We start from the raw sequence: 26,049 nt of genomic DNA, 5'->3' as shown, positions 1-26,049 counted from the left end.
AACTATAAAAAAGTGGCCGGTATTCGTACATTCTTTAAACAAAAAATCATGGCTGTTGCCTATCTCAAATCCGGGATTTAATTACTAGCCAGCCGTTCCACCCGCTGGTTGGCGCCCAGTTGCACCGCAAGGGTAATGAATGGCGCCATATTTCCGCTGCCATTAAGGCTATGGTGCACACCGGCTTTCAGGTGGTACTCAACAAACAGGGCATCTGCAATGGGTTGCGTTTTATAGGCCAACCCTGCCTGCGCCGTAGCATTCCAGCCCCGTACCCGTTGGGTGATGTTGGGATCGTTGTAGCGCTGGCTCATATAAGTAGGGCCAAAGCCAATATAATAGCCCATTTTATAGCCCGGCTGAAACCGAAAGGAAAGCGGAACGGAAAAAACAAAGGCCCGTTTGTGCTTTAAGTCAGCTTCGCTGTTGCGCAGCATAATATTTTGTTCCCACACCACCAGGTAGCGTTGCTGCTGCAGCACCGTGTACGATGTATTCAGGGAGTAGGTAGCAAAACTGTTCAGGGTTGATTCGTCAAAATTATTGGCGACGAAATTGACGCCGGCACCAAGGCGCAAACGTGCATCCTGCGCAGTGGCGCATATTTGGATCAGGCAAAATGCCATCAGGAAAAATGCATGCTTTAGGGTGCAGCACATAAGCGGTTGTCTGGTTTTAGGCTGCAATGTAAATGATGCGCTTGGCGAAAAAGCCTGCAATTATGCAAGTGGTAATTACACCTTTTTAAAATTGCTTTACCACAACTTTTGTTGCCCCAAAATGTACCTGCAAAAGATAGTAATTATTGCTGCGGCGTTTCGGTAAACTGGGTGCCGCAGTAGTTGCAAAAACGGGCTTGTTCCTCGTTGTTGTGCCCGCAATTAGCGCAGGGTTTTTTGCCGATGCTTCCAGCCCGGCGGGTCATTTCCACCGTAACAATACCGGTGGGCACTGCAATGATGGCATAGCCACACAACATGATCACCGAAGCGATCCATTTACCCAAACCCGTTTGCGGCGTAATGTCGCCGTAGCCCACGGTGGTAATGGTAACAATGGTCCAGTAAATGCTTTCCGGGATCGAGGTAAAACCGTTTTCCTGTCCTTCCACCACGTACATCAATGTGCCGAGCAACACCACGATGGTGAGTACAAATGAAATGAATACTGCGATCTTATGAAACGAGGCCCGAAGCGCGGCAAACAGTTGCTCCGATTCGCGTACAAACCGGAACAGCCGCAGGATGCGGAACACTCTTAGCATCCGCAGAAAGCGGAACACGATGAGGTAATGATAACCCACTGCAAACATGCTCATATAAAAGGGCAAAATGCCAAGCAGGTCAATGATGCCGAGCCGGCTGCGGATGTACCGAAACGGGTTGGGCGAAATAACAATGCGCAGGATATACTCCACCGTAAACAACACCGAAAAAAAAATCTCCAGCGAAAAAAATAAGCTGCGGTATTCGCGGCTCAGGCGCGGAATGCTTTCCAAAATAACTACTACCACGCTGATCACGATCATCCAAAGCAGCGTGATGTCGAACACTTTGCCGGCCCGGGTATCGGTGCCAAAAACAATCCGGTAAAGTCTTTCGGTGGCGGCTGAACGCATATTAGGGATACAAAAAAGAGTGGGTACCAAAGGTAGCGATGGTACAACAGTAAGTTATTTTACCGTAAACAAAAATGCCGTATTGGTAAATGCAGCTTGCGTTTGCAAAAATGTTATCGCCTTGCCAGCAACATCCAGCCCAGTGCCAGCCCCGCAAGCAGGAGCAGGCCACTTTTTTTCCGCTTAGCTGCATCGGCCGGTGAGTTCCACCCGCCATGAATGCCCGTACCAAATTCGGTCGGCGCAAACACATTGCCCGGTGTATCGGGTAGCGGTTGTGCATTTTTTAGATAAGCCCGGATCACAGCCGCGGTGGTGTTGCGGGTAAGCTTTGGCGCCAGGGCATAACCGGTTTTCAAGATGGTAGTCACTGCGCTGTAATTGGTGCGGTTTACCGGGTTTTTGGCCAGCTTTACGATGGCTGCTGCCAGCGGCACCGGGTCATACACTGGCGGCGCAGGTTTTAAATAGCGGCCGGTGTAGTTGGCGGCATGTTGTATGCCCGGTGTATCCAAAAAAGCAGGGTAGGCATCGCACACATGGATGTTGGTAAACCGGCTCAGCTCGGCACGCAGCGCTTCGGAAAAGCCGCGCAGCCCAAACTTGCTGGCGGTGTAGCCCACGGCGTATGGTGTGGGAAACCAGCCGCCTACCGAAATGTTGTTGATCAGCACGCCGTGCCCTTGTTTTTTAAAATAAGGCACCGCGGCATGGGCGCCGTGCATGTAGCCCAGCAGGTTGGTGCGTACCACCTGGTCGTGTACCTCAATGGGCGTTTCTTCAAAAGTGCCGGCTGCAAGCACACCGGCATTGTTTACCCACACATCAATGCTGCCATAGGTAATGAAGGCTTTTTCAGCGAGGCTTTTTACCGCCGCGGCATCGGTTACATCGCACACCACCACGGTGGCTTTGGCGCCGGCATCGCTGCACAGCGCGGCCACCTCATCCAGGGCTGCTTGGCGCCGGGCCGCCAGCACCAGATAAGCGCCTTCCTGTGCAAACTGCAGGGCAATGGCCCTGCCGGCGCCGCTCGATGCTCCGGTGATCACCACTGTTTTTTGATATAGCTTCAGGGGGTTCATGTTGTAGTTTTTGCAAAAAATAAAAGCCCGTGGGCCCGCATTAAATTGCAATAGTTACGCCACCGGCAGCGACTGGCTTTCGCATGCGGAACCGCTACCAATCTCCAACGCGGCATTTTATAAATAATCAGCGGGCCGCATGGCCAAACAGTTGCGCAGCGCTATATTCAACATTCAGTGGCAGGAACTTGTTGGTACCCAAAGGCCGGCAAAGTTTTCTGGCCGGTTTTTAGCGAGCTATTACAGCCAATGCCACGCCATTTGTTTACCATTAATTTACGCCACACATGCATACACCATCCGAAAGTCCTGCGCTGTTGAACATAAAAGACTGGTTTGAGATCGAAAACATTGAAGAGCTGGACACGCCTGCGCTGCTGGTGTACCCCGACAGGGTTCGCGATAATATTCGCCGGGCGGTATTACTGGCGGGTGGACCGGACCGGTTGCGGCCGCACATGAAAACCAGCAAATGCTCACATGTGTGCCAGATGCTGCTGGATGAAGGCATCCGTAAATTTAAATGTGCTACCATAGCCGAAGCCGAGTTGGTAGCCATGTGCGGTGCGCCTGATGTGTTGCTGGCTTACCAGCCCGTGGGGCCAAAAGTGGAGCGGCTGATGCAACTCATTCAGCAATACCCGGCCACGCAGTTTTCCTGCCTGGTCGACCACCCGGTGCCGGCAAAGGCTATTGCTGCGGCTGCCCAACGCCTGGCGTTGCACCTGCCTGTGTTTGTTGACATCAACCCCGGCATGAACCGCACCGGCATTTTGCCCGGTATTGAAGCGCTGTACCTGTACCGGCTGTGCCACAAGCAAAAAGGAATTGAGCCCATTGGGTTTCATGTATACGACGGCCATCTTACCCAGCCCGATATGGAGCAGCGCCAGCGGGCCTGCGATGCGGCTTTTGAACCGGTGGAAGAGATGCGGCGCCAACTGCAGGCCGAGGGGCTGCCCATGCCGCAACTGATTGCAGGCGGCACACCCACTTTTTTGGTGCATGCGCAGTACCCCGACCGTGAGTGCAGCCCCGGCACATTTGTGTATTGGGATGCGGGTTATGGAAGGCTTTTCCCGGAAATGCCTTTTATACCGGCGGCGCTGCTTGCTACCCGCGTGGTATCGCAGTGCAGTGACACGCAACTGACCATCGACCTGGGACATAAGGCGGTGGCTTCGGAAAGCGATATGGCGCACCGGGTACATTTTTTAAATGCACCGGATGCGGAGTTGGTAAAACACTCGGAAGAGCACGGAGTTATTCAACTGCCTGCGGGGCATGGCATTCAAATAGGTGATGTGCTGTTTGGCCTGCCGCACCATATTTGCCCCACCGTGTCGCTCTACGACCGGGCGGCGGTGATTGAACAGGGAAGAGTAACAGCCTCCTGGGCAACGGGTGCCCGCAACCGAAGTATTAATATTTGAGCGACCGGCTTTATTACAAAGCGCCCTACAGCGTTGGCTCGGGGTCAAACACCCGCTTTAGGTTGATGTTGGCTACCGGTGCCACCACCAGCGGGAATTTTTCAATGACCACATTGCTGGTATCGAGGCCGAAGTTTTTTTCTTCTGAAAGTGAAATGTCCTTCAGCAGAAAATGGGCTTTCATCACCATGCGTTCCACAATGGGCAGGTCGTTGTCTTGGCTCAGGTATTTTTCCATCACAACAAACGAAAAATCGCCTACCACGTTACGGCGCTCCAGGCTTTCGTAGCGGCTGGTAATGTTTACTTCTTTGTTTTTTACCAGGTCTTCCACCACTTTGCGGAATAGCAAATCGATGCGGGGCTGCACCCGGAAGCCCAAGTTAAATTCCACGCGGATAATGTCGTTGGGAATAATGTGCTCCACCACGTACTCGGTGGTATATGGTTCGTCCAAAGTATTTACATGCACAAACCAGTAAATGTCGGCCCGCTTGGGTTTGCGGTTCAGGATCGAGTACATGATCTTGTGCTCAATTTCCTTTGGGTTGTTGGCCGATGTTAAGTACACCAGGTGTGTGGCGTATTTGGGCACGGAGCGGTCATTGCTTAGGTCCTGGATCTTGGGCACAAAATAATCCAGCCCCACAAATTCCACGTAGCGGTTTTTAATTTTGCGGGCACGATACCAAACGTACATGATGAGCAACAGGCAGCCACCAATAAGGAGCGCCACATAGCCGCCATGCGGAAATTTTTGCAGGTTGGCCACGGTAAAGCCCACTTCAATAGAGGTGTACACCAGCAGGAACAGCCAGATCCAAAATGGCCTGGTGCGGTGGGCCAACAGGTAGTGGGTAAACAAAATAGTGGTGGCCATCATACACAGCGTAATGGCCAAGCCATAAGCCGCTTCCATGTTGGTAGCTTTTTGGAAATAAAGCACCATGCCCGTGCATCCCAGGAACAGGATCAGGTTGATGCCCGGCATATACAACTGCCCCTTTGTTTCGCAGGGGTATTTGATCTTCATTTTGGGCCAAAGGTTGAGGCGCATGGCCTCTGAAATAAGGGTAAATGAGCCGCTGATAAGGGCCTGGCTGGCAATGATGGCGGCAATGGTAGCGATCATTACACCGGCTACCAAAAACCAGGAAGGCATGATGCCGTAAAATGGATTGAACCCGGTTTCAATCATTTGGCCGGTGATGGTTTTGCCGCTGTAATGACTGAGCAGCCATGCGCCCTGCCCGAGGTAATTCAAGATCAGGCACAGCTTCACTGCCATCCACGACACCCTAATGTTGCTGCGGCCGCAATGCCCCAGGTCGCTGTACAGTGCTTCGGCACCAGTGGTGCACAGGAACACCGCACCGAGTATCCAAAACCCTTGCGGAAAGTTGACCAACAAATTATACCCGTACCACGGGTTGAATGCTTTAAAAACAGATAGATCATCGGCCAGGTGCAGGCTGCCCAACACGGCCAGCATGCCAAACCAAATGGCCATCACAGGGCCAAATAATTTACCAATAGAATGCGTGCCGAATTGCTGCAGGAAAAATAGTGATGCCAAAATGCCCAGCACAATGCCCACAATTGTTTGATCCGAAATTTCGTGCAGCATCGGGATGTTGCGCAAACCTTCAACGGCGGAAGTCACCGAAATGGCCGGTGTGATCATGCCATCGGCCAGCAGCGCAGCACCGCCAATCATGGCCGGGAACACAAGCCACTTAGCCTGTTTGCGCACCAACGCATACAGGGAAAAAATACCGCCTTCGCCGCGGTTGTCGGCGCGGAGGGTAAGCAGTACATATTTGATGGTGGTTTGCAGCGTCAGCGTCCAGATGACCAGCGACAGCGATCCCAAGATCAGGGTTTCGGTAACCGGTTTGTTTTTCAGAATGGCGTTGAGCACGTACAGGGGAGAAGTGCCAATGTCGCCGTAGATAATACCCAACGCTACCAGTAAACCGGCAGCGGTAACTTTTTGGTGGGAGGTGTGGTTCATATAATAGGGGCAGCAGCACTGCCCGATTGCCCGAAGGCGCCGCAAAGCTAGGGGCAATCACATTATGGCAAGGAATTATTTGGAAAAATAAAACGCCGGTAGTGCGGGTCGCATTAAGCCTTTCACAAGCGCCAAATGGGTTACATCTTCTAAAAAAATCCGTTGGAGGTAATCGCGGTTGCGTAATTGGAGCGCCGAAACATTTAATACGTGATAAAATATTAGGGAAAACGTTTGCATGAATTACGAAATGTTCGTAGGTTTACGAAATAGTCGTAAAAATGGAAAATCTTACCCCTCCCGAAGAACAGGCCATGCGTGCCGTGTGGCAGGCCGGCGAAGGCACCGTAAAACATTTTCTGGAACAGATAGAACAGCCCAAGCCACCCTACACTACATTGGCATCAACCATCAAAAACCTGGAAAAGAAAGGTTACCTGCGCAGCCGCATGGTGGGTAACGTTTACCTGTACACGCCGGCCATTACGCCAGAAGCGTATAAAAAAAAGTTCATCACCAACGTAGTGAAAAATTATTTCGACAACTCCTATAAAGAGCTCGTTAGCTTTTTTGTGTCGGAGAAAAAATTGTCGGCTGACGAACTGAAAGAAATCCTCGACCTGATCGATCCAAAAAAAGACAAAGCCTAAACTCTTGCCCATGCCTGCCATCCTTATTTACCTGCTGAAAGTTTCTGCCGGTTTGCTGATTGTTTACTTGTTCTACAGACTGGTATTGCGCGGACTAACTTTTTACACAGCCAACCGTTGGTACCTGCTCCTTTTTTCGCTCCTGTGTTTTGCAGTGCCTTTAATTGATGTAACCGGATGGATTGAAGCGGAGGGAAATACAACAGCAATCGTGGTGCAATCCATACCATCAGTGCACGATTATATCAGCTCGCAAACAGCATCGATCGCAACGCCCAGCAAGCAAGCTGCTTTTGATATTTGGAGTGTAGCGGCAACTGTTTGGCTGGCCGGAAGCATGTTGTTATTGGTGCGCATTATGGTGGGCCTTTTTTCTTACCTCCGGTTGCGCAATGGCGCGAAGCCATTTACATACAATAGCATGCAGCTTTACCAGTTGGAAGGGCCTGTTCTGCCTTTTTCGTTTGGCAACGCCATCTACCTTAATCCGCAGCGGCATACAGCACCTGAAATGGAAGAAATCATCCGGCACGAGCTGGTTCATGTGCGGCAACGGCACACGGTCGATGTGGTTTGGGCAGAATTGCTTTGTGTGTTTGCGTGGTTCAACCCGTTTGCGTGGTTGCTGCGTCATGCTGTTAGGCAAAACCTTGAGTTTATTGCCGACAGTAAAGTAGTGCAAAGCGGCGCAAACAAAACCGCATACCAGTATTTGCTCCTTAATGTCATGGGCGGTGTTGCTTACCCGGTGGCACACCAGTTTAATTTTTCAGCCATCAAACAACGCATCGTCATGCTCAACCGGATGCCGAGTGCAAAAACCAATGCCATCAGGTTTTTGCTGGTCTTTCCTTTAGCGGCGCTATTGCTGGTGGCGTGCCGGAGCAATAACCATTTTTTTGAACCTCCAACTGGTGGCAATGAAGCTAACTATTTCGGGATCATTGTAGATGCAACAACATACAAGGGCTTGCCCGGCGTCATCATTTCCGACAGTGCTACCCATGTACAAACAGAAACTGATGCGCAAGGATATTTTAGTTTGCGACTTCCCCTTACAGCGCCTGCTGTTGCATCAAATATTAACCTGCGTAAAGAAGGTTATGGTTCGTTCACCCAAACCAAAACATTTACAGGTGATGCAGCAGAAAACAGGATTGCCTTTATCATGAAGATGAAAAGTGCTGGTGCTGACGGTACCACCGGCTTGGCCACCACCGGTAAACCAATTGAAGGCGCAGCCGGTGAAGTGGCGCCAACTTATGAAATGATTGCTGCCCAATTACCCGATGCTATCAGCTCATGGAAAGAGCAGGAACGATTTGAGCTGGCACGCGATAAAACCGATGAAGTGTACCTGGCGTTTGAAGGGAAAAGTTATGTGACATCAGGCGGCGGCTGGGCCAGCGTTGATGAAATTACCGATGTGGTAATGGTGGATGGGGTACAAATGACGGGTGCCGAAGTAAACAGGAAACTGGCACGCAGCCAGGTTGAATCAATTGGTGCCATGGACCGGTCTTACGCAAAGAAAAACTTAGGCGTTGACGCGGCGCTTCTTCAAATAACCACGAAGCCATTGGCAAAAGAATAAGAGACAAAGACAAAATTTAACCGGTCGTTTCACGATACGTATAATAATTGCTGCGTATATTAAATCCCACAAACCAAACCATGCGCTACCTGCTTATTGTCCTTGCCTGCCTTTCTTTCAATCACCCGCTTTTTGCTCAAGGTTCTGTCCGCGGAAAAGTATTGGACTCCACCACACAAAAACCGTTGGGCCTTGCTACGGTCACCGTTTTCAAAGCAGCCGATACTGCCCTCATCACCTACCGGTTAAGCACACCCGAAGGCGAGTTCCGGGTGCCCGGTCTGCCGCTGCGTTTGCCGCTGCGCGTCGTGATTTCTTTTTCCGGGTATGAAGTGTTTCGAAAAGAGTTTACGCTCAGCGACGACAATGCATTTGAATTGGGCTCGGTGGCGCTGGCGCCTGCAGCACAGGCATTGGAAGAAGTGATGGTTGTAGCCGAACGTCCACCGGTAACGGTTCGGAAAGACACCATTGAATTCAATGCGGCCTCATTTAAAACCCTGCCTACGGCACTGGTGGAGGACCTGCTGCGCAAACTGCCCGGTGTGCAGGTAGACCGCGACGGCAACATCACCGCCAATGGCCGTCGTGTTAATCGCATTATGGTGGATGGTAAATCGTTTTTTGGCGATGACCCGAAGATGGCCACCCGCAACCTGCCAGCCAATGTAATTGATCGGGTACAACTGACCGATGATAAAGATGAAATCAACCGCAACACGGACGGCGACCTGACCAACGTGGGCCAGGTGATCAACCTTACATTGCGTAAAGGCGTAAAGAAAGGTTGGTTTGGTAAAGCATATGGCGGCGTGGGTACCGACGACCGGTATGAGGTTGGTGGTATTGCCAACATTTACCGCGATACGATGCAACTCAGTGTGCTGGGTTTCAGCAACAACGTAAACCGAAGCGGCTTTTCGATGAAGGATGTGCAGGACCTGGGCGGCTTCAATCGCAGCGGCTACAATTCTATGATGATCAGCCGCAGGGGCGGACAGGAAGGCTTTGCGATCAATAACATCAACTTCGGCGGCACCGAAGCGGGCATTGCCCGGTCGAGTGGAGGTGGATTTAATTTAAACCATGCGCCATCCAAACGCAAAACCTTTTTCCTCCAGTATTTCCTGGGCAACACCTACAACAGGGTGGAGGAATTGAACAACACCGACCAGTTTATATCAGATACAACCATTACCACGCGGACCGCTACCGAAACCATTCGAAATAACAACACACACAACCTCGGTGCAGGCGCCAACCTAAAACCCGACTCGTTGACTGATATTAATTTAAGGCTTACCTACTCCTACACTGCCAGCAGCGACGATATTCGGGCATCCATTGGCGTTAGAAACAACAAAGTTGGACCGGTGAGCAGCGGCAGTGGCAACCTGTTCAACAAATTTTTTAACAACAACTACTATCATAGCCTCACTGTAACCCGCCGTTCTGCGAAGAAAAAAGGGCGATCGCTCAACGTTTACCAATACACCAACTACACCAATAACCTGCAGCGATACGTGACGGAATCGGACCTCGATTATTATTACCCCGACACCACCACGCGGCTTTTTGAACAATTGCGCCGGCAGGATGTGCCCAACCTACGGGTGAACAGCACCGCAACATTTGCGCAACCATTGAACCCGAAATCTACGTTGCGCCTTTCGGGCGGGCATGAGTATATTTCTGATGAACAGGATGTAACGCTGTTTGGAAAAAATGACGCAACCGATAAATACGACCTGGGTTATTTAGGGCGCAACAGCGGATACAACAGAACACAGCATCGTTTCAACACCAACGCATCGGTATCATACCGGATCAAAGCGGTAAATATTACCGGCGGTGTAAATGCATTGTGGCAAAAAATAAATAACCATTTCTACAGCGTTGCCAATCCTGTAAAAATGGATTATTTCAACGTGCTGCCCAGTTTTGCACTTACATGGAAGCAGTTGTCTGTAAACTACAACCAGAATGTAACGGCGCCTTCCGCATTCTATCTTGTTCCCATTCCCGACAGTACCAATCCATTTTTCATTCGGCTCGGCAACCCGTATTTACGGCCCTCCCGCAGCAAAAACTTTTCCATTAATAATTATAAGTATATAGCGGGCAGCGGCACCAACATCAACATGTACATCAGTGGCGGCGTCACAGATGATGATGTGGTCATGAGCCGCACCATTGATGCAAAAGGCGTAACCCGTTCCATTCCGGTAAACGTGGATGGCTCCTCGCGGTTGAATGTTTCAGTGGGTTACGGTCGTGAGTTTAAGCGCAACACCAAGTTTATTTTCAATTTCCGCGTATCGCCTTATTTCTATATTGACCGGCGCAAGATGATCGTGAACAGCATTACCAGCAGCGTTCAAAATATTCAATACGGTCCTTATGTTTCGGTTGGATTGAACTGGAACGATGTAGTGGAACTGCGGCCCGAATACCGGCCCGGCGTTACGCGTACCCGTTACTCCGATCCCGCTTTTACTAATCTAAATGTTACCACGCACAACCTGGAAAGTGAACTGATCATTCGGCTGCCCAAAAGGTTTGTTTGGGAAACGAATGTGGCCTACCGCTACAACAGCCAGGTGGCGCCGGGGCTGCCCAAAGACAATGTGCTCTGGAATGCAGGCCTGACCTTCCTCACCAACAAGGATGGTAAAGGTTTGCTGAAGCTCAGCGTGTTTGATATCCTGAACCGCAACAATGCTTTTTACCGGTATGCAACACTCAACCAGGTGGTCGACACGCAAACCAATGTGCTGCAGCGATATTTCCTGCTTTCGTTCACCTACAACATCCGCAACATGGCTGCGCCGAAAAAAGTGGGTGGCCGCGACCGTTTGTTTATGTTTTAGCGAAAAAAATAAATAACAGTATCAGCACAAAACGTTCAGGAGCCGTGTCATTGCACCATTCCTGGACGTTTTTCATTTGTATAAAAACGCCATTGATATGCAACGAAGAGAAAACGTTATTCGACTAAGAATCTGTGTTCCCGGCAGCATTGAGCATTGACAATTAGGAAACAATATCTTATTCAGATGAATACCAGACTACCAACTATCAACTGTCAACTCCCAACTCTCAACCATCAACTTCTAATTGCACACTATCACCAAACCTCCTTTACTTTGCACCGGGCCCAGCCCGGACTAACGATCCCGCCTGCCGCAAAGCTTTACATTCATGAAGTCGTTTACTGCACAAGCATTTTTATTCGATCTGAACGGAACCATGATCGACGATATGGAATTTCACACCCGTGCCTGGTACGATATACTCAACAACGACCTGGGCGCCCGACTTAGTTGGGACGACCTGAAGCAGGAAATGTATGGCAAGAACCACGAACTGCTGGTGCGGGTGTTTGGTCCCGACCGGTTTACGCTGGCCGAAATGGACCACTTGTCCATTGAAAAAGAAAAGCGGTATCAAAAGGAATTTTTTCCCAAACTCCAGCTGATCAAAGGACTGCCCGAATTTTTGGAAGGGGCTAAAAAAGGGGGAAAGGCCATGGCCATTGGTTCGGCTGCCATCCCGTTCAATATTGATTTTGTGGTGGACAACCTGGACATCCGCCATTATTTTGGCGCAATCGTTTCCGCTGCAGACGTGGCCGAAAGCAAACCCCATCCCGAAACCTTTACGCAGGCAGCGGCCCGGCTGGGCGTGCCGCCGCAGCAATGCATTGTGTTTGAAGATGCGCCCAAAGGAGTGGAGGCTGCACAAAACGCCGGCATGCAGGCCATTGTGCTCACCACCATGCACGAAGCCCACGAGTTTGCGCAATACAGCAACATCCTCGCATTTATAAAAGATTATACCGACCCGGTGCTGCAGCCGCTGTTGCAATCGTAAACAACTGCCGGCGTTTGTATCTGCAAGCCGCATCATTTACCCGCAAACCGGCTTTCCGTTTTTTACCAAAAGGGGACAGGATTTTTACAAGAAAAATTTATAATTGTAAAAAATACACTTAAATTCGACTTTCCAATTCAGCCCCATTTGGTGCAGGTAAGTATTGTTATGGATAAAGTCCACTTGGGTCAATTGGATCGGCGCTATTGATTGTTTGCTTTGCCCCGGTAAAGGCGCAACGCAGCGGTGTTGCTGTAAATTATAGTCTGATGATTTTGCAATAACAGGCAGGCACAAAACTGGAGCAGCACCGGTCTTTTTTGTAAACTTTTTTCTGTTCATATTGCGTTTATCTAACCATTCCTTGTCAATCTGTATGAAAAAAATCCTAACCGGAATTATTGCGCTGATGGGCACGCTGCCCTATGCCGATGCGCAAAACACGGCCACCCTGCAGGCGGGCAGTCCCAAGCAGGTTATTTCCAAACATATTTATGGCCATTTTGCCGAACACCTCGGCCGCCTTATTTATGGCGGGCTGTATGTGGGCGACACGTCGAAAATTGCCAACACCGCCGGTGTACGCAACGACGTGGTGGCTGCGCTGAAAAAGCTGCAGATCCCCAACCTGCGCTGGCCGGGTGGCTGCTTTGCCGATACCTACCATTGGAAAGACGGCATTGGCCCAAGGGCGCAACGTCCTAAAATTGTAAACGTATGGTGGGGTGGCGTTACCGAAGACAACTCGTTTGGTACCCACGATTTCCTGAACCTGTGCGAACTGCTCGGCACCGAGCCTTACGTGTCTGGAAATGTGGGCAGCGGTCAGGTGCAGGAGCTGGCCGACTGGGTGCAGTACACCAATTTTCCGGGCGAAAGCCCCATGTCGAAACTGCGCCGCGAAAACGGCCGCGACAAACCCTGGAATGTAAAGTACTGGGGTGTGGGTAACGAAGCCTGGGGCTGCGGCGGCAACATGCGCCCCGAGTACTATGCCGACATTTATCGTAAATACGCCACATTCATGGCCGATTGGACCAACACCGGAAATATGTTCCGGATTGCCTCCGGCGCCAACTCCAACGATTACAACTGGACGGAAGTACTGATGAAGAATGTGCCTAAATCCCTGATCGAAGGCATTGCACTGCACCACTATTCCGTGATCGACTGGAACAAAAAGGGGCCTTCTACCGCCTTCAACGAGCAGCAATATTTTACCACCATGCAGCGGGCCCTGGCTATGGATACACTTATTGCCAAGCATGCGGCCATCATGGATAAATACGATCCGGAAAAAAAGATTGCCCTTGTAGTAGACGAATGGGGCGGATGGTATGAAGTGGAGCCCGGCTCCAACCCCGGATTTTTGTACCAGCAAAATACGATGCGTGATGCGATGTTGGCCGGTGCAACACTCAATATTTTCCACAACCACAGCGACCGTGTTCGCATGGCCAACATTGCGCAAGTGGTAAACGTGTTGCAGGCGGTGATCCTTACCCAGGGCGACAAAATGTTGTTGACACCGACTTACCATGTTATGGAAATGTACAAGGTGCACCAGGATGCAAAATGGCTGCCGCTGACCATCAAGACGGCTGATTATAAAGTAGGCAACGAAACGCTGCCGGCACTGTCGGTATCGGCATCAAAAGACAGCCTGGGCAGAACCCATATTTCGCTGACCAATATTCACGCAACACAGGCGCAGGATATTTCCATCGACCTGCAAGGTGCGCAGTTCAAAAATGTTAGTGGCCGTATCCTGGCTTCGGCTAAGCTGCAGGACTACAACTCGTTTGAACAACCCAATAAAATCCAGCCGGCAGCATTTAAAGGTGCTACCATCAAAGGCAACACCCTGAATGTAAAAATGCCGCCATTCAGCGTGGTTGTTTTGCAATTGAATTAATTATCTGCTGTTGAAACCCAGTAGCTGCGCCGGTTTGCTGTAACCGGTGCAGCTACTTTCCCTTACGCCTCGCCATTGCGCAGCCATATAAACAACCATTCATGATTGCTTTGTGCCCAACACCAGGTGCAGGTTTGCAACAATTCCTGCATGGATCAATTAAGGCTTTCGCTTTAAGCAGCGCATGGGTGCAATCGGCTGCCAGGCATTCATTTTTATCTACACTTACTGCACTTTCTATTTGCAGTCTTTTACACAGCGCCACTACACTTGTTTTTGCAACAAACAACACTGCTTTTGCTACTAGGTCTATTCTCTTTTGCTCCTTACTGGTAGTGGTGCATAATGCGCTCCGCAAAAAGGAGTTGCCACATTTGGCGCAGTCCTGCCTGGGTATTCATTATCCCGCAGGAAAACCTCTGTTCTCACAAACGTTTGAAAGTATATGAAAAAACAATTCTTAAACTTATGTGTGGGTGCGGCTTTGCTGGCACCTGCATTGGCAACGGCACAAAAAACGTTGCAGGTTGCGGTAAATGCACCCAAGGGCGAAATTCAGCCCACCATGTGGGGTGTGTTTTTCGAAGACATCAACATGGGCGCTGACGGCGGCATTTATGCCGAACTGGTCAAGAACCGCTCCTTTGAATTTTTCCGCCCCATGATGGGATGGAGCATCAAAGGCAAAGGCGTTAAGGAAGGCGACCTGCTGATCCAAAACCGGAAGGACGAAAAGCCTTCCAACCCGCGCTACCTGCAGGCCACTGTTCGCAATGCCGCCAAGGGCGATGTTGGCCTCACCAACGAAGGCTTTAAAGGCATGGGCATCAAGTCGGGCCTGCGCTACGACTTTTCTGTAATGTACCGCCAGCAGGCACCCGGTGTAAAACTGCATGTGGAACTCACCGACTCCACCGGCAAAGCCATTGGCAGCACCGTAGTGGCCCTGCCCAAGGCCGGCGAAGAATGGCACAAAGCAACAGGCTCGCTAACGGCCACTGCTACTGAAGCAAAAGGCAAAATGAACCTGTGGCTGGAAGGTACCGGCCGCGTGGACCTGGATATGATCTCTCTGTTTCCGACCGATACTTGGAAGGGGCGGCCCGGCGGCATGCGTGCCGATATGATCCAACTGCTGGCCGATATGAAGCCCGGTTTTGTACGCTTCCCCGGTGGCTGTATTGTTGAAGGCTACGACCTGTCGCAGCGCTACCAATGGAAAAAAACCATCGGCCCGCTCGAAGATCGCCAGTTGGTGATCAACCGCTGGAACTTTGAATTTGCACATCGTCCGTCGCCCGATTATTTCCAAACATTCGGCCTCGGCTTTTTTGAATATTTCCAACTGTCAGAAGATATTGGCGCTGAGCCGCTGCCCATTTTAAACTGCGGCATGGCCTGCCAGTTCAACACTGCCGAAGTGGTACCGCTGGATGAACTCGATCCTTACGTGCAGGATGCGCTGGACCTGATTGAGTTTGCTAACGGCGATGTACAAACGAAATGGGGCGCCGTTCGGGCACAGATGGGGCACCCTGCGCCATTTAACCTGAAATACTTGGGCATTGGCAACGAAAACTGGGGCCCGCAGTATCTGGAGCGCCTGAAGATTTTTACCAAGGCCGTAAAAGATAAATATCCCAACATTCAACTGATCACTTCTTCGGGTACCGATCCCAACGGCGACCGCTTTGACCTGCTTAATACCGAGCTGCGCAAAATGAACGCCGACATCATCGACGAACATTATTACCGGCCGCCCGGCTGGTTTTTGCAAAATGCACGTCGCTACGATAATTACCCACGCAACGGTTCCAAAGTATTTGCCGGTGAGTATGCTGCGCAAACCGATCGCATTGCCAGCCCCAACAACAAAAACAGTTGGAAGGCCGCCATTGCCGAAGCCGCATTCATGACGGGCCTCGAACGCAATGCCGATGTGGTAACCATGGCATCGTATGCACCGCTTTTTGCACACAGCGAGGGCTGGCAGTGGACGCCCGATATGATTTGGGTGGATAACCTGCAGGCTTACGGTACGCCTAATTATTATGTGCAAAAATTGTATTCGCTCAATAAAGGCAATAAGATCATCCCGGTAACACTCGGCAATGAAACAGTGGCGGGGCAGGACAGTTTGTTTGCATCGGCTGCGGTAGATACCAAAACAAATGAATTGATCTTAAAACTGGTCAATGCATCGGAGCAGGCGCAGGATGTAACCATGAACCTGCAGGGCGTGAAAAAGCTGGCAGCACAAGGTAAACTGACCGTGATGCAAAGCAGCGACCTGGACTTGGTGAACACGCTGAACAACCCGCAGGCGCTGGCACCGAAAGAAAGCACCATTTCCGTAAATGGCAAGGCTGTAAAGCTGAATGCGCAGCCTTATTCATTCAACGTGGTGCGGATCAAAATGTAAGGGCAATAGCCCTGAATGAGGGAAGGGGCAAACGGTTGCGTACAGTGCATCCAATTGTAAAGTTGCACGGTATACAGCCCTGCCCGTTCCATTTTTTGCCATATAAAAACATGTAACAAACATGAAACAATTCATTGCCACTATATTCATGCTGTGCGCTGTTGCAGCATTTGGCCAACGGCCGCCACAACTGCCCGTGGGCTCAATTTTACCCATCGAAAAAGTTTCGGTACACGATCCCGTGATGGCGAAACAAGGCGACACTTATTATCTTTTTTGCACCGGTATGGGCATTTCGGTTTGGTCATCAAAAGACCTGCGCAACTGGCGCAAGGAAAGCCCCGTATTTGCACAAGCGCCGCAATGGGCAGTGGATACCATTCCCGGTTTTCGCGGCCATATCTGGGCGCCGGATATCAGCTACCACAACGGTCAGTACTACCTTTATTATTCGGTGTCGGCTTTTGGTAAAAACACATCGGCCATTGGCGTAGCCACCAACAAAACACTCGATTCCGCATCGGCTGATTTTAAATGGTTGGATCATGGAAGGGTGATCCAGTCTTATCCCGGTAAAACCAACTGGAATGCGATTGACCCCAACATTATTACTGATAAAAAAGGCAACGCGTACATGCACTTCGGTTCGTTTTGGGATGGATTGAAAGTAGTAAAACTAACCGCCGACCGGTTGCACACTGCAGAAGATGTAGCAACCATTCCAACCGTTGCCAGCCGCAAATCAAAATCGTCGGCCGACAACCCGCCTGCAGTGGACAATAATCCAAAAGATGCCGGCGGCAATGCCATTGAAGCACCGTTTGTGTTTAAAAAAGGCGATTGGTTCTACTATTTCGCTTCCATCGATTACTGCTGCAAAGGCGAAAACAGTACGTACAAAATGATCGTGGGCCGCTCGAAAAGCGCAGTAGGACCGTTTCTGGATAGGGAAGGAAAAGACCTGCGTTATGGCGGCGGCACATTGGTACTGCAAGGCGATAAATCGTGGCATGGCGTAGGGCACAATTCGGCATATACCTTCGACGGCAAGGACTACCTTGTTTTTCATGGATACGATGCGGCAGACCGTGGGATTTCAAAACTGCGCATTGAGCCAATGACCTGGGATAAAGCGGGCTGGCCGGTTTTGAATGTTGCAAAAGAAACCGCAGCCATCCAATAGCCACAGCCGGTTTCTATCAAAAGAAATGAGCAAAAGAACGGGCTGTTGCCAGCGAAGGCTTGAAAACGTAAAGGCTATTTTTGAACACATTCATTTACCTTGATCACTGATTCATCATTTTTCAATAACTCACCAATCACCCAACAGCAGGCATGAAAAAAATCAAGCTTTCATCACTGGCGGTTGCAACGCTTGCCCTCATTAGTTTTTCCTGTGGCAACGATGGCAGCGCCAACAGCACCCAAACAGATTCTGCAACAACAAACCAATCCCCAATGACAAATGATTTCGGCGAAGTGGACGGTAAAAAGATCACGCAGTACACCCTTACCAATAAGGCCGGCGATGAAGTAAAGATCATCAACTACGGCGGCATTGTTACATCGTGGGTAACTGCCGATAAGGCCGGCAACCGCAGCAGCGTGGTTCTGGGTTTTGACAAACTGGAAGGCTACCTGGCACCGCCGCCTTATTTTGGTGCACTCATTGGCCGCTACGGCAACCGCATTGCCGGTGGCAAGTTTAAGCTGAATGATACCACGTATACACTGGCTACCAACAACGGCCGCAACCACCTGCATGGTGGCAACAAGGGTTTTGATAAAGTGGTTTGGGATGTTACCGCTGCACCGTCTGCAGGCAACCCTTCCATCACGCTGCACTACCTGAGCAAAGATGGCGAAGAAGGCTACCCCGGTAACCTCGATGTAACGGTAACGTACACCCTAACCGACGCCAATGAGTTGCGTATTGTGTATGATGCAACTACCGATAAAGCAACGCCAGTGAACCTCACCAACCACAGCTATTTCAACCTCACTGGTGATGTGGCCAACACTATTTTGAACCACAAGCTGCAGATTGCTGCCGACCGCTACACTCCGGTTGACCGCGGCCTGATCCCAACCGGCGAACTGAAAGCTGTTGCAGGTACGCCGTTCGATTTCAATACATCAACAGTTATTGGCGAACGCATTGCACAGGTGCCCGGCGGCTACGACCACAACTATGTGCTCAATGGCGGCAAAACCACGGCGCTGCGTTCTGTGGCAACCGTTACCGATTCGGTAAGCGGACGCCAGCTTGAAGTGCAAACCATGGAGCCCGGCCTGCAGTTTTATTCGGGTAATTTCCTTGATGGCACCCTGAAGTCGAACGCCGGCCAGCCCATTAACAAGCACACCGGTTTTTGCCTTGAAACACAGCATTTCCCTGATTCACCAAACCAACCTTCTTTCCCAAGCACCATTTTGCAGCCGGGTCAGAAGTACCATACCGAAACCGTGTACAAAGTTTCGGTTGTTCGATAATTTCCTCGGTGATGGGCGGGCAACTGCCCATCACTTTTTTATTCTTTTTCCAGCATGAAACATTTTTTCGTCGTTGCATTTTCTTTTTTGGCGGGTAACATTGTTGCAGCACAAAAGCCATCGCTGAGTGTAGTAAGCCCTTCGGGTAACATAAAGGTCACTGCGTTTGTTAACGGGCAGGGACAACCGAAATACGCCGTTTACTTGGGTAACGAGATGGTACTGCAGCCTTCGTCCCTGGGCCTGGTGCAGCCCGATGCCGATTTTTCGGAAGGTCTTTCTGTAGGGGGCACCACGCCGCTGCAGAAAGTTCAGGACCGCTACCAGTTGTTTACCGGTAAAAAAATGGTAGCTAACTATACTGCTAACCGCCAGGTGCTGCAGTTGCGCAACGGCGCCGGGCAACAGATGAATATTGAGTTCCAGGTGTCGGATGATGGCGTTGCATTTCGCTATCATCTGCCCGCAAAGGGCGGCGCAATGCAAACGGTGCAAGCCGAAAAAACTTCTTTTCTTTTCCCGGCTCAAACAAAGGCGTGGCTGCAACCCATGTCGGTAGCCAAAACCGGCTGGGAAAGTACCAACCCTTCTTACGAGGAGCACTACCGGCAAGGTATAGCCGCAGGCACACCAGCACCTAACAAAGCTGGCTGGGTGTATCCTGCGTTGTTTCAAACAGGCAACAACTGGGTACTTATTTCAGAAGCCGGCCTCGATACTGCGTATTGCGGCACCCGCCTGGATTCGGCATCCACCGGCGGTGAGTACCGCGTGGCTTTTCCCGATCCCCGCGAAGTGATTGGCGACGGTAATTTACTACCGCGCAGCAGCGGTGCACTGTATTCGCCGTGGCGTGTGCTGGTAGTGGGCTCGCTGGCCACTATTGTGCACTCAACCCTGGGCACCGATGTAGCAGCACCGGAGATCAAGATGAATACGGCTTTTGTAAAACCCGGCAAGGCATCGTGGAGCTGGATCAATTCAAAAGATGATTTTATTGTTTACGACGAACAAAAAAAGTACATCGATTTTGCTGCTGATATGGGCTGGCAATATTGCCTGATTGATGTAAACTGGGACCAGAAAATTGGCTACGATAAAATTGCGGAGCTGGCTAAATATGGTGCCCAAAAAGGAGTGGGGCTGATCTTGTGGTACAACTCGGCGGGACCTTGGAACACGGTGAAATATACACCGAAGGATAAACTGCTGACCCACGAAAGCCGCATGCAGGAGTTTAACCGCATCAAAGCGATGGGCATCAGCGGGGTGAAAATTGATTTTTTTGGCGGCGATGGTCAATCGAATATCAAGTACTACCACGAGATTTTGAAAGACGCCGCGGTGGTTGGCCTGATGGTGAATTTCCATGGCGCCACATTGCCGCGTGGCTGGCAGCGCACCTATCCCAACCTGGTAACGGTGGAAGCAGTGAAAGGTTTTGAGTTCATTACTTTTTCGCAGTACGATGCCGACCAGGAGGCTACGCATTCCACCATGCTGCCGTTTACCCGCAATGCATTTGACCCCATGGACTTTACACCCATGAACCTCAACCGCATTTACACCAACGTAAAGCGGCGCACTACACCGGCCTTCGAGCTGGCCACTACGGTGATGTTCCTGTCGGGAGTGCAGCACTTTGCAGAGTCACCTGAGGGCATGGCTAAAATGCCCGCTTTTGTAAAAGATTACCTGCGGCAGCTGCCCGCCACCTGGGATGAAACACGCTACATAGATGGGTTTCCGGGAAAATTTGCCGTACTGGCCCGCCGTAAGGGTAATCGTTGGTACCTTGCAGGCCTCAGCAGCGAAACTGCAGACAAAGAATTGCGGTTGCCACTGGCCCAGTTTGGAAAGAAAAAGGGTACACTGATCACCGATTCGGGCAACGATCAGTTTTTAGTGGAAACAGTGCTGCCAACGGTTGCTGCCGAGCACACCATCACACTGAAGCCGTCGGGCGGATTTGTGCTGGTGCTGGAATAGTAAAGGCCGACGGATCTGCATTGCTTGTTATTCAATATTGATGAAATTATCCGCCATTTACCCGCGGTATTCAATAAAATTCAGTCAGTAATCAATAATAAGTAGTCAAGAAATTAGGCCGAAAAAGTTCATTTTTACCGGTAATAAGCTAACGTTTTATATAACCACAGTCAAGTTTCAACATCATGAAATTTTTCATTGACACCGCCAACCTGGCGCAGATTAAAGAAGCCGCCGCCCTGGGCATCCTCGACGGCGTAACGACCAACCCTTCACTGATGGCCAAAGAAGGCATCCGTGGCGAAGAAGCAATTCACAACCATTATAAAACCATTTGCGAACTGGTTGATGGCGACATCTCTGCCGAAGTGCTGTCTACCGATTTCGACGGCATCATTGCCGAAGGCAAAGCACTGGCAGCCATTCACCCCAACATCGTGGTGAAAGTGCCGATGATCAAAGACGGCATCAAAGCCATTAAATGGTTTACCGACAACGGCATTAAAACCAACTGCACCCTGATTTTTTCTGCAGGTCAGGCCATCCTGGCTGCAAAGGCAGGTGCCACCTATGTATCGCCATTCATTGGGCGCATTGACGACAGCGGTTGGAACGGTGTACAACTGATTGAGCAAATTGCGCAGATCTTTGGCGTGCAGGGTTTCAAAACACAGATCCTGGCTGCATCGATCCGCAACCCCAACCACATTATTGATTGCGCAGCTGCCGGTGCCGATGTGTGCACCTGCCCGCTGGAGCCCATCCTGGGCCTGCTGAAGCACCCGCTCACCGACATTGGCCTGGCCAAGTTTGTAGAAGACGCCCAGAAGATGCAGCTGGAAACGGTTGCAAAGGCGTAAAGCTTTTTCGTGAAACGTCAAACGTGAATCGTCAAAATTGTGTAGTGGTTTTGGCAAATAGGTTTACTATTCACGTTTGACGATTCACGATTCACGTTCCTCTATTGACCATTCACCATTCACGTTTACAATCACCAATTCCAACATGAGTCAAGAACGTTCCATTGAAGAAATAAAAGGTATTGCGGTGCAGGTGCGTCGCGATATCGTTCGCATGGTGCATGCCTGCCAGTCGGGCCACCCCGGCGGCTCGCTGGGCTGCGCCGATTTCCTGGTTGCCCTTTATTTTAAGGTAATGAAACACAACCCGCAGTTCAATATGGACGGTACGGGTGAAGATTTGTTTTTTCTTTCCAACGGTCATATTTCGCCCGTGTTTTACTCGGTGCTGGCCCGCTCTGGTTATTTCAACGTATCCGAACTGGCTACTTTCCGTAAAATAAATTCGCGCCTGCAGGGCCACCCCACCACACACGAGGGGCTACCCGGTGTGCGCATTGCTTCGGGCTCGCTGGGCCAGGGCATTTCGGTGGCTATCGGTGCCGCACAAGCGAAAAAACTCAACGGCGACGACCGCTTTGTTTTTGTACTTACCGGCGATGGCGAATTGGACGAAGGCCAGATCTGGGAAGCAGCCTTGTATGCACCTGGCAAAAAAGTAGACAACCTGATCTGGACCGTTGACTACAACGGGCAGCAGATTGATGGCTCTACCGATAAGGTAATGCCGCTGGGCGATCTGCGTGCAAAAGTGGAAGCTTTTGGCTGGCAGGCACTGGAAATGAACGGAAACAACATGGACGAAGTGGTAGAAACCCTTGAAAAAGCAAAAGGCATGTGCGGACAGGGCAAACCCGTTTGCATCCTCATGCACACCGGCATGGGCTATGGCGTAGACTTTATGATGGGCAGCCACAAATGGCACGGCGTTGCACCCAACGACGAGCAGCTGGCGCAGGCGCTGGAGCAACTGCATTCCACGCTGGAAGATTATGAAATAGCGAAATAGCCGATTGAATTATGAGTTAGGAATTATTAATTATGAATTGTATGGATGCTTCAATCACGAAAACATCCCTCATTCATAACTCATCATTCATCAATCATAATTCACCATAAATCACATTACCAAAGACTTTTTCAAAATGAAGAAATATACATTCACCGAAAAGAAAGATACCCGCAGCGGCTTTGGTGCCGGATTGCTGGAAGCCGGTCGCCGCAACCCCAATGTGGTGGCGCTTTGTGCCGACCTCGTAGGCTCGCTGAAAATGGATGCTTTTATTAAAGAGTTTCCTGAGCGGTTCTTTCAGGTAGGCATAGCCGAAGCCAACATGATGGGCATTGCAGCCGGTTTAACCATTGGCGGCAAAGTGCCATTCACCGGCACATTTGCCAACTTCTCCACCGGCCGTGTGTACGACCAGATCCGCCAGAGCATTGCCTACAGCGACAAGAACGTAAAGATCTGCGCATCGCATGCAGGTCTTACCCTGGGCGAAGACGGTGCTACCCACCAGATATTGGAAGACCTGGGCATGATGAAAATGCTGCCCGGCATGACCGTAATTAACCCTTGCGATTTTAACCAGACCAAAGCCGCCACCATCGCCATTGCCGAACATCATGGCCCGGTGTACCTGCGTTTTGGCCGCCCGGTTGTTCCCATTTTTACCGCCGATGATCAGAAGTTCGAGATCGGTAAAGCATGGATGGTAAACGAAGGTGCCGATGTGAGCATTTTTGCAACAGGCCACCTGGTGTGGGAAGCCATCCTGGCTGGCGAGCAGCTTGCAGAAATGGGTATTGATGCCGAAATCATCAACATCCACACCATCAAGCCGCTGGATGTGGAAGCTGTTTTGAAATCGGTTGCGAAAACCCGTTGCGTGGTATCGGCCGAGGAGCACAACCGCCTGGGTGGCTTGGGCGACAGCATTGCGCAGGTGCTGGTGCAGCACGACCCGGTACCGCAGGAGTATGTGGCTGTAAACGACAGCTTTGGCGAAAGCGGAACCCCTGCACAACTGATGACCAAATATGGCCTCGACGCTGCGCATATTGTACAAGCGGTGCAGAAAGTAATGCAACGCAAAAATGCAGTAGGCAAAGCTTCGCTGGCATCTTTGTAAGGGCTGAGTTGGCCGTTACAATATTTACCTGACACAATTTAAAACAGCCGCTGCCAAACTGGTCAGTGGCTGTTTTAATTAAACACGTATCCCTTACGCAGCACCGATTTGGTCCTAAAAATGGACGCATGGAGCATGCGATGGTTGCAGTAACTTGTTTTGCCAAAAAAGGAGTGGGCAAAAATAGCATAGCTCCATAAATGTAATATTGACACTTCTAAAGAAATGCTGTATCTTTCCTATTCAAAACCCGCTTGACTATGAGCTTGTCAGAAGCCTACGTAATTGGCGTGGATTACGGTACCGATTCGGTGCGGTCCATGCTGGTAGATGCCACCAATGGCACTGAGGTTGCCGCCGCAGTTTTTTATTATCCCCGCTGGAAAGAAAGTTTGTATTGCAATGCTGCCGCTAACCAGTTTCGGCAGCACCCGCTCGATTATATCGAAGGCCTGGAAGATACCATCAAACGTTGCCTGTTGCAGGCCGGGCCGGCCATTGCTGCCAATGTAAAAGCCATTTCGGTAGACACTACCGGTTCCACACCCATTGCTGTTGACGAAACCGGTACGCCGCTGGCCCTGTTGCCGCAGTTTGCCGAAAATCCCAACGCCATGTTTGTGTTGTGGAAAGACCATACCGCAGTAGGCGAAGCCGCTGAAATCAATGCCCATGCCGACAAGTGGGACACCAACTACCTGCAGTATGTAGGCGGTATTTATTCGTCGGAATGGTTTTGGGCAAAACTGCTGCGCACCATTCGCGTTGATCCCGCTGTGCGCAGCGCCCTACATTCGTGGGTGGAACATTGCGACTGGATCCCGTTTTTGCTGACCGGTGGCAAACGTGCCGCTGATATCAAACGCGGCGTGTGTGCTGCGGGCCACAAAGCGCTGTGGGCAGTTGAGTGGGGCGGATTGCCTCCCGATGAATTCTTCACTGCACTGGACCCGTTGCTGCAAGGCATTACCCAAAAATTATTTACCGAAGTATACACGTCCGATACCGCTGTAGGCACCATCTCGGCCGAGTGGGCGCAGCGCCTGGGCCTGCCCGAAACCGTTGCAATCGGCGCCGGTGCGTTCGATTGCCATATGGGTGCAGTGGGCGGACAAATTGAGCCTTATTACTTGTCGAAAGTAATGGGCACTTCAACTTGCGACATACTGGTGGCGCCCAACGAAGAAGTGGGCGACAAACTGGTGCGGGGCATTTGCGGACAGGTTCCCGGTTCTGTTATTCCTGGCATGCTGGGTATGGAAGCGGGCCAGTCGGCCTTTGGCGATGCCTATGCGTGGCTGCGCAATGTGCTGGCCTGGCCGTTGCAAAATGTGCTCACGCAATCGTCGATCATCGATGCCGATACCGCTAAAAAACTGGTAGAAGAATCGGTGGATAAAATCATTCCCGAGCTAAGCCGCCAGGCTGCTCAAATTGAGCCCGACGACAACTGCGAGTTGGCCATTGACTGGATCAACGGCCGCCGCACACCCGATGCCGACCAACTGCTGAAAGGTGCATTTACTGGCCTCAATATGGGCACCGATGCACCGCGTATGTTCCGTGCACTGGTGGAAGCTACCTGCTTTGGCGCTAAGGCCATTGTTGATCGTTTTGTAGAAGAAGGCGTGCCTGTAAAAGGTTTGATCGGCTTGGGTGGCGTTGCCAAAAAATCGCCGTTCATTATGCAGATGATGGCCGATGTAATGAACATGCCTATTCGCATTCACCGCTCTGAGCAAACCTGCGCCCTGGGTGCTGCCATGTTTGCTGCAACTGCCGCTGGTGTGTATGATAAAGTAGAAGACGCCATGAACGCAATGGGGCAGGGCTTTGATGCCGAGTATTTTCCCAATGAAGAAAGTGTAGGCATTTATGCCAAACGCTACCAGAAATATGCCCGGACCGGTGCATTCATCGAAGCACAAACCAAAAAACTGATCGCAGAAAATACACTCACCGAAGCCTGAC

The 26,049-nt window shown here is 50.8% G+C and carries 20 protein-coding genes; 15 read left to right on the top strand and 5 right to left on the bottom strand.

The annotated features are described in order from the left end of the window. Positions 1-77 precede the first annotated feature (77 nt). From DRJ53_RS13940 to DRJ53_RS13930, 3 genes are all read right to left on the bottom strand, one after another. Positions 78-659, bottom strand: a complete 582-nt coding sequence (locus tag DRJ53_RS13940; RefSeq protein ID WP_114236261.1) for a DUF3187 family protein — start codon at positions 657-659, stop codon at positions 78-80. A gap of 143 nt (positions 660-802) precedes the next feature. Next, the gene (locus DRJ53_RS13935) at positions 803-1,618 is read right to left on the bottom strand and encodes an ion transporter (protein ID WP_114236260.1); all 816 of its coding nucleotides are present in this window, start codon (positions 1,616-1,618) and stop codon (positions 803-805) included. Positions 1,619-1,731: 113 nt separating this feature from the next. Further along, positions 1,732-2,703, bottom strand: a complete 972-nt coding sequence (locus DRJ53_RS13930; RefSeq protein WP_114236259.1) for an SDR family oxidoreductase — start codon at positions 2,701-2,703, stop codon at positions 1,732-1,734. A 287-nt stretch (positions 2,704-2,990) separates the two neighbouring features. On the opposite strand from DRJ53_RS13930, the gene DRJ53_RS13925 reads away from it, so the two are divergent. Next, a complete protein-coding gene (locus DRJ53_RS13925; protein WP_175580755.1) occupies positions 2,991-4,136 on the top strand; it encodes a D-TA family PLP-dependent enzyme in 1,146 nt (381 codons plus the stop codon). 25 nt (positions 4,137-4,161) lie between these two features. On the opposite strand, the gene DRJ53_RS13920 is transcribed toward DRJ53_RS13925, so the two are convergent. Beyond that, a complete protein-coding gene (locus tag DRJ53_RS13920; RefSeq protein WP_114236258.1) occupies positions 4,162-6,150 on the bottom strand; it encodes a KUP/HAK/KT family potassium transporter in 1,989 nt (662 codons plus the stop codon). Between the two features lie 281 nt (positions 6,151-6,431). Between DRJ53_RS13920 and DRJ53_RS13915 the strand changes: the two genes are divergently transcribed. The 4 genes from DRJ53_RS13915 to DRJ53_RS13900 all read left to right on the top strand — a co-directional run bounded on the left by DRJ53_RS13915 (position 6,432) and on the right by DRJ53_RS13900 (position 12,267). Next, positions 6,432-6,800 (top strand): BlaI/MecI/CopY family transcriptional regulator, encoded by a 369-nt coding sequence (locus DRJ53_RS13915; protein WP_114236257.1) that lies wholly within the window; start codon positions 6,432-6,434, stop codon positions 6,798-6,800. Between the two features lie 10 nt (positions 6,801-6,810). Further along, positions 6,811-8,394: a M56 family metallopeptidase gene (locus DRJ53_RS13910; RefSeq protein ID WP_114236256.1), complete on the top strand. Its 1,584-nt coding sequence runs from the start codon at positions 6,811-6,813 to the stop codon at positions 8,392-8,394. An 80-nt stretch (positions 8,395-8,474) separates the two neighbouring features. Next, on the top strand, positions 8,475-11,264 hold the full coding sequence (locus DRJ53_RS13905) for an outer membrane beta-barrel protein (protein ID WP_114236255.1): 2,790 nt from the start codon (positions 8,475-8,477) through the stop codon (positions 11,262-11,264). A gap of 331 nt (positions 11,265-11,595) precedes the next feature. After that, entirely contained in the window at positions 11,596-12,267 is a 672-nt protein-coding gene (locus DRJ53_RS13900; RefSeq protein ID WP_114236254.1) for an HAD family hydrolase, read from the top strand. Positions 12,268-12,351: 84 nt separating this feature from the next. Here DRJ53_RS13900 and DRJ53_RS21140 read toward each other — a convergent pair whose 3' ends face one another. Then, positions 12,352-12,609 carry a hypothetical protein gene (locus DRJ53_RS21140; RefSeq protein WP_123893570.1) on the bottom strand — a complete coding sequence of 86 codons (258 nt, stop codon included), beginning with the start codon at positions 12,607-12,609 and terminating at the stop codon, positions 12,352-12,354. A 34-nt stretch (positions 12,610-12,643) separates the two neighbouring features. On the opposite strand from DRJ53_RS21140, the gene DRJ53_RS13895 reads away from it, so the two are divergent. From DRJ53_RS13895 to DRJ53_RS13855, 10 genes are all read left to right on the top strand, one after another. Then, positions 12,644-14,182 carry an alpha-N-arabinofuranosidase gene (locus DRJ53_RS13895; RefSeq protein WP_114236253.1) on the top strand — a complete coding sequence of 513 codons (1,539 nt, stop codon included), beginning with the start codon at positions 12,644-12,646 and terminating at the stop codon, positions 14,180-14,182. 101 nt (positions 14,183-14,283) lie between these two features. Continuing rightward, positions 14,284-14,631 (top strand): hypothetical protein, encoded by a 348-nt coding sequence (locus DRJ53_RS21135; protein ID WP_123893568.1) that lies wholly within the window; start codon positions 14,284-14,286, stop codon positions 14,629-14,631. Continuing rightward, the gene (locus DRJ53_RS13890) at positions 14,628-16,604 is read left to right on the top strand and encodes an alpha-L-arabinofuranosidase C-terminal domain-containing protein (RefSeq protein WP_114236252.1); all 1,977 of its coding nucleotides are present in this window, start codon (positions 14,628-14,630) and stop codon (positions 16,602-16,604) included. The genes DRJ53_RS21135 and DRJ53_RS13890 overlap by 4 nt, the downstream gene beginning before the upstream one ends. A 121-nt stretch (positions 16,605-16,725) precedes the next feature. Next, positions 16,726-17,787: an arabinan endo-1,5-alpha-L-arabinosidase gene (locus DRJ53_RS13885; protein ID WP_114236251.1), complete on the top strand. Its 1,062-nt coding sequence runs from the start codon at positions 16,726-16,728 to the stop codon at positions 17,785-17,787. Positions 17,788-17,939: 152 nt separating this feature from the next. Next, entirely contained in the window at positions 17,940-19,097 is a 1,158-nt protein-coding gene (locus tag DRJ53_RS13880; RefSeq protein WP_114236250.1) for an aldose epimerase family protein, read from the top strand. Between the two features lie 54 nt (positions 19,098-19,151). Beyond that, positions 19,152-21,086: a glycoside hydrolase family 97 protein gene (locus tag DRJ53_RS13875; protein ID WP_114236249.1), complete on the top strand. Its 1,935-nt coding sequence runs from the start codon at positions 19,152-19,154 to the stop codon at positions 21,084-21,086. Positions 21,087-21,271: 185 nt separating this feature from the next. Then, on the top strand, positions 21,272-21,946 hold the full coding sequence (gene fsa, locus DRJ53_RS13870) for a fructose-6-phosphate aldolase (protein WP_114236248.1): 675 nt from the start codon (positions 21,272-21,274) through the stop codon (positions 21,944-21,946). 145 nt (positions 21,947-22,091) lie between these two features. Then, complete coding sequence (locus DRJ53_RS13865) at positions 22,092-22,955, top strand: transketolase (protein WP_114236247.1); 864 nt, start codon at positions 22,092-22,094, stop codon at positions 22,953-22,955. A 136-nt stretch (positions 22,956-23,091) separates the two neighbouring features. Beyond that, a complete protein-coding gene (locus DRJ53_RS13860) occupies positions 23,092-24,078 on the top strand; it encodes a transketolase family protein (RefSeq protein WP_114236246.1) in 987 nt (328 codons plus the stop codon). A gap of 260 nt (positions 24,079-24,338) precedes the next feature. Then, on the top strand, positions 24,339-26,048 hold the full coding sequence (locus DRJ53_RS13855; RefSeq protein WP_114236245.1) for a ribulokinase: 1,710 nt from the start codon (positions 24,339-24,341) through the stop codon (positions 26,046-26,048). Position 26,049: the final 1 nt, after the last annotated feature.

The organism is Paracnuella aquatica (assembly GCF_003332885.2).
GTDB classification, from domain to species: domain Bacteria; phylum Bacteroidota; class Bacteroidia; order Chitinophagales; family Chitinophagaceae; genus Flavisolibacter; species Flavisolibacter aquaticus.
The sequence above is the reverse complement of the archived record's forward strand: the minus strand, read 5'-3'. Positions and strand labels throughout refer to the sequence as shown.

What these genes read in the sequence shown, in the direction of transcription:
- DRJ53_RS13940 (WP_114236261.1), bottom strand. Translation starts at nt 659, where the DNA reads ATGTGCTGCACCCTAAAGCATGCATTTTTCCTGATGGCATTTTGCCTG.
- DRJ53_RS13935 (WP_114236260.1), bottom strand. Translation starts at nt 1,618, where the DNA reads ATGCGTTCAGCCGCCACCGAAAGACTTTACCGGATTGTTTTTGGCACC.
- DRJ53_RS13930 (WP_114236259.1), bottom strand. Translation starts at nt 2,703, where the DNA reads ATGAACCCCCTGAAGCTATATCAAAAAACAGTGGTGATCACCGGAGCA.
- DRJ53_RS13925 (WP_175580755.1), top strand. Translation starts at nt 2,991, where the DNA reads ATGCATACACCATCCGAAAGTCCTGCGCTGTTGAACATAAAAGACTGG.
- DRJ53_RS13920 (WP_114236258.1), bottom strand. Translation starts at nt 6,150, where the DNA reads ATGAACCACACCTCCCACCAAAAAGTTACCGCTGCCGGTTTACTGGTA.
- DRJ53_RS13915 (WP_114236257.1), top strand. Translation starts at nt 6,432, where the DNA reads ATGGAAAATCTTACCCCTCCCGAAGAACAGGCCATGCGTGCCGTGTGG.
- DRJ53_RS13910 (WP_114236256.1), top strand. Translation starts at nt 6,811, where the DNA reads ATGCCTGCCATCCTTATTTACCTGCTGAAAGTTTCTGCCGGTTTGCTG.
- DRJ53_RS13905 (WP_114236255.1), top strand. Translation starts at nt 8,475, where the DNA reads ATGCGCTACCTGCTTATTGTCCTTGCCTGCCTTTCTTTCAATCACCCG.
- DRJ53_RS13900 (WP_114236254.1), top strand. Translation starts at nt 11,596, where the DNA reads ATGAAGTCGTTTACTGCACAAGCATTTTTATTCGATCTGAACGGAACC.
- DRJ53_RS21140 (WP_123893570.1), bottom strand. Translation starts at nt 12,609, where the DNA reads ATGAACAGAAAAAAGTTTACAAAAAAGACCGGTGCTGCTCCAGTTTTG.
- DRJ53_RS13895 (WP_114236253.1), top strand. Translation starts at nt 12,644, where the DNA reads ATGAAAAAAATCCTAACCGGAATTATTGCGCTGATGGGCACGCTGCCC.
- DRJ53_RS21135 (WP_123893568.1), top strand. Translation starts at nt 14,284, where the DNA reads ATGATTGCTTTGTGCCCAACACCAGGTGCAGGTTTGCAACAATTCCTG.
- DRJ53_RS13890 (WP_114236252.1), top strand. Translation starts at nt 14,628, where the DNA reads ATGAAAAAACAATTCTTAAACTTATGTGTGGGTGCGGCTTTGCTGGCA.
- DRJ53_RS13885 (WP_114236251.1), top strand. Translation starts at nt 16,726, where the DNA reads ATGAAACAATTCATTGCCACTATATTCATGCTGTGCGCTGTTGCAGCA.
- DRJ53_RS13880 (WP_114236250.1), top strand. Translation starts at nt 17,940, where the DNA reads ATGAAAAAAATCAAGCTTTCATCACTGGCGGTTGCAACGCTTGCCCTC.
- DRJ53_RS13875 (WP_114236249.1), top strand. Translation starts at nt 19,152, where the DNA reads ATGAAACATTTTTTCGTCGTTGCATTTTCTTTTTTGGCGGGTAACATT.
- fsa (WP_114236248.1), top strand. Translation starts at nt 21,272, where the DNA reads ATGAAATTTTTCATTGACACCGCCAACCTGGCGCAGATTAAAGAAGCC.
- DRJ53_RS13865 (WP_114236247.1), top strand. Translation starts at nt 22,092, where the DNA reads ATGAGTCAAGAACGTTCCATTGAAGAAATAAAAGGTATTGCGGTGCAG.
- DRJ53_RS13860 (WP_114236246.1), top strand. Translation starts at nt 23,092, where the DNA reads ATGAAGAAATATACATTCACCGAAAAGAAAGATACCCGCAGCGGCTTT.
- DRJ53_RS13855 (WP_114236245.1), top strand. Translation starts at nt 24,339, where the DNA reads ATGAGCTTGTCAGAAGCCTACGTAATTGGCGTGGATTACGGTACCGAT.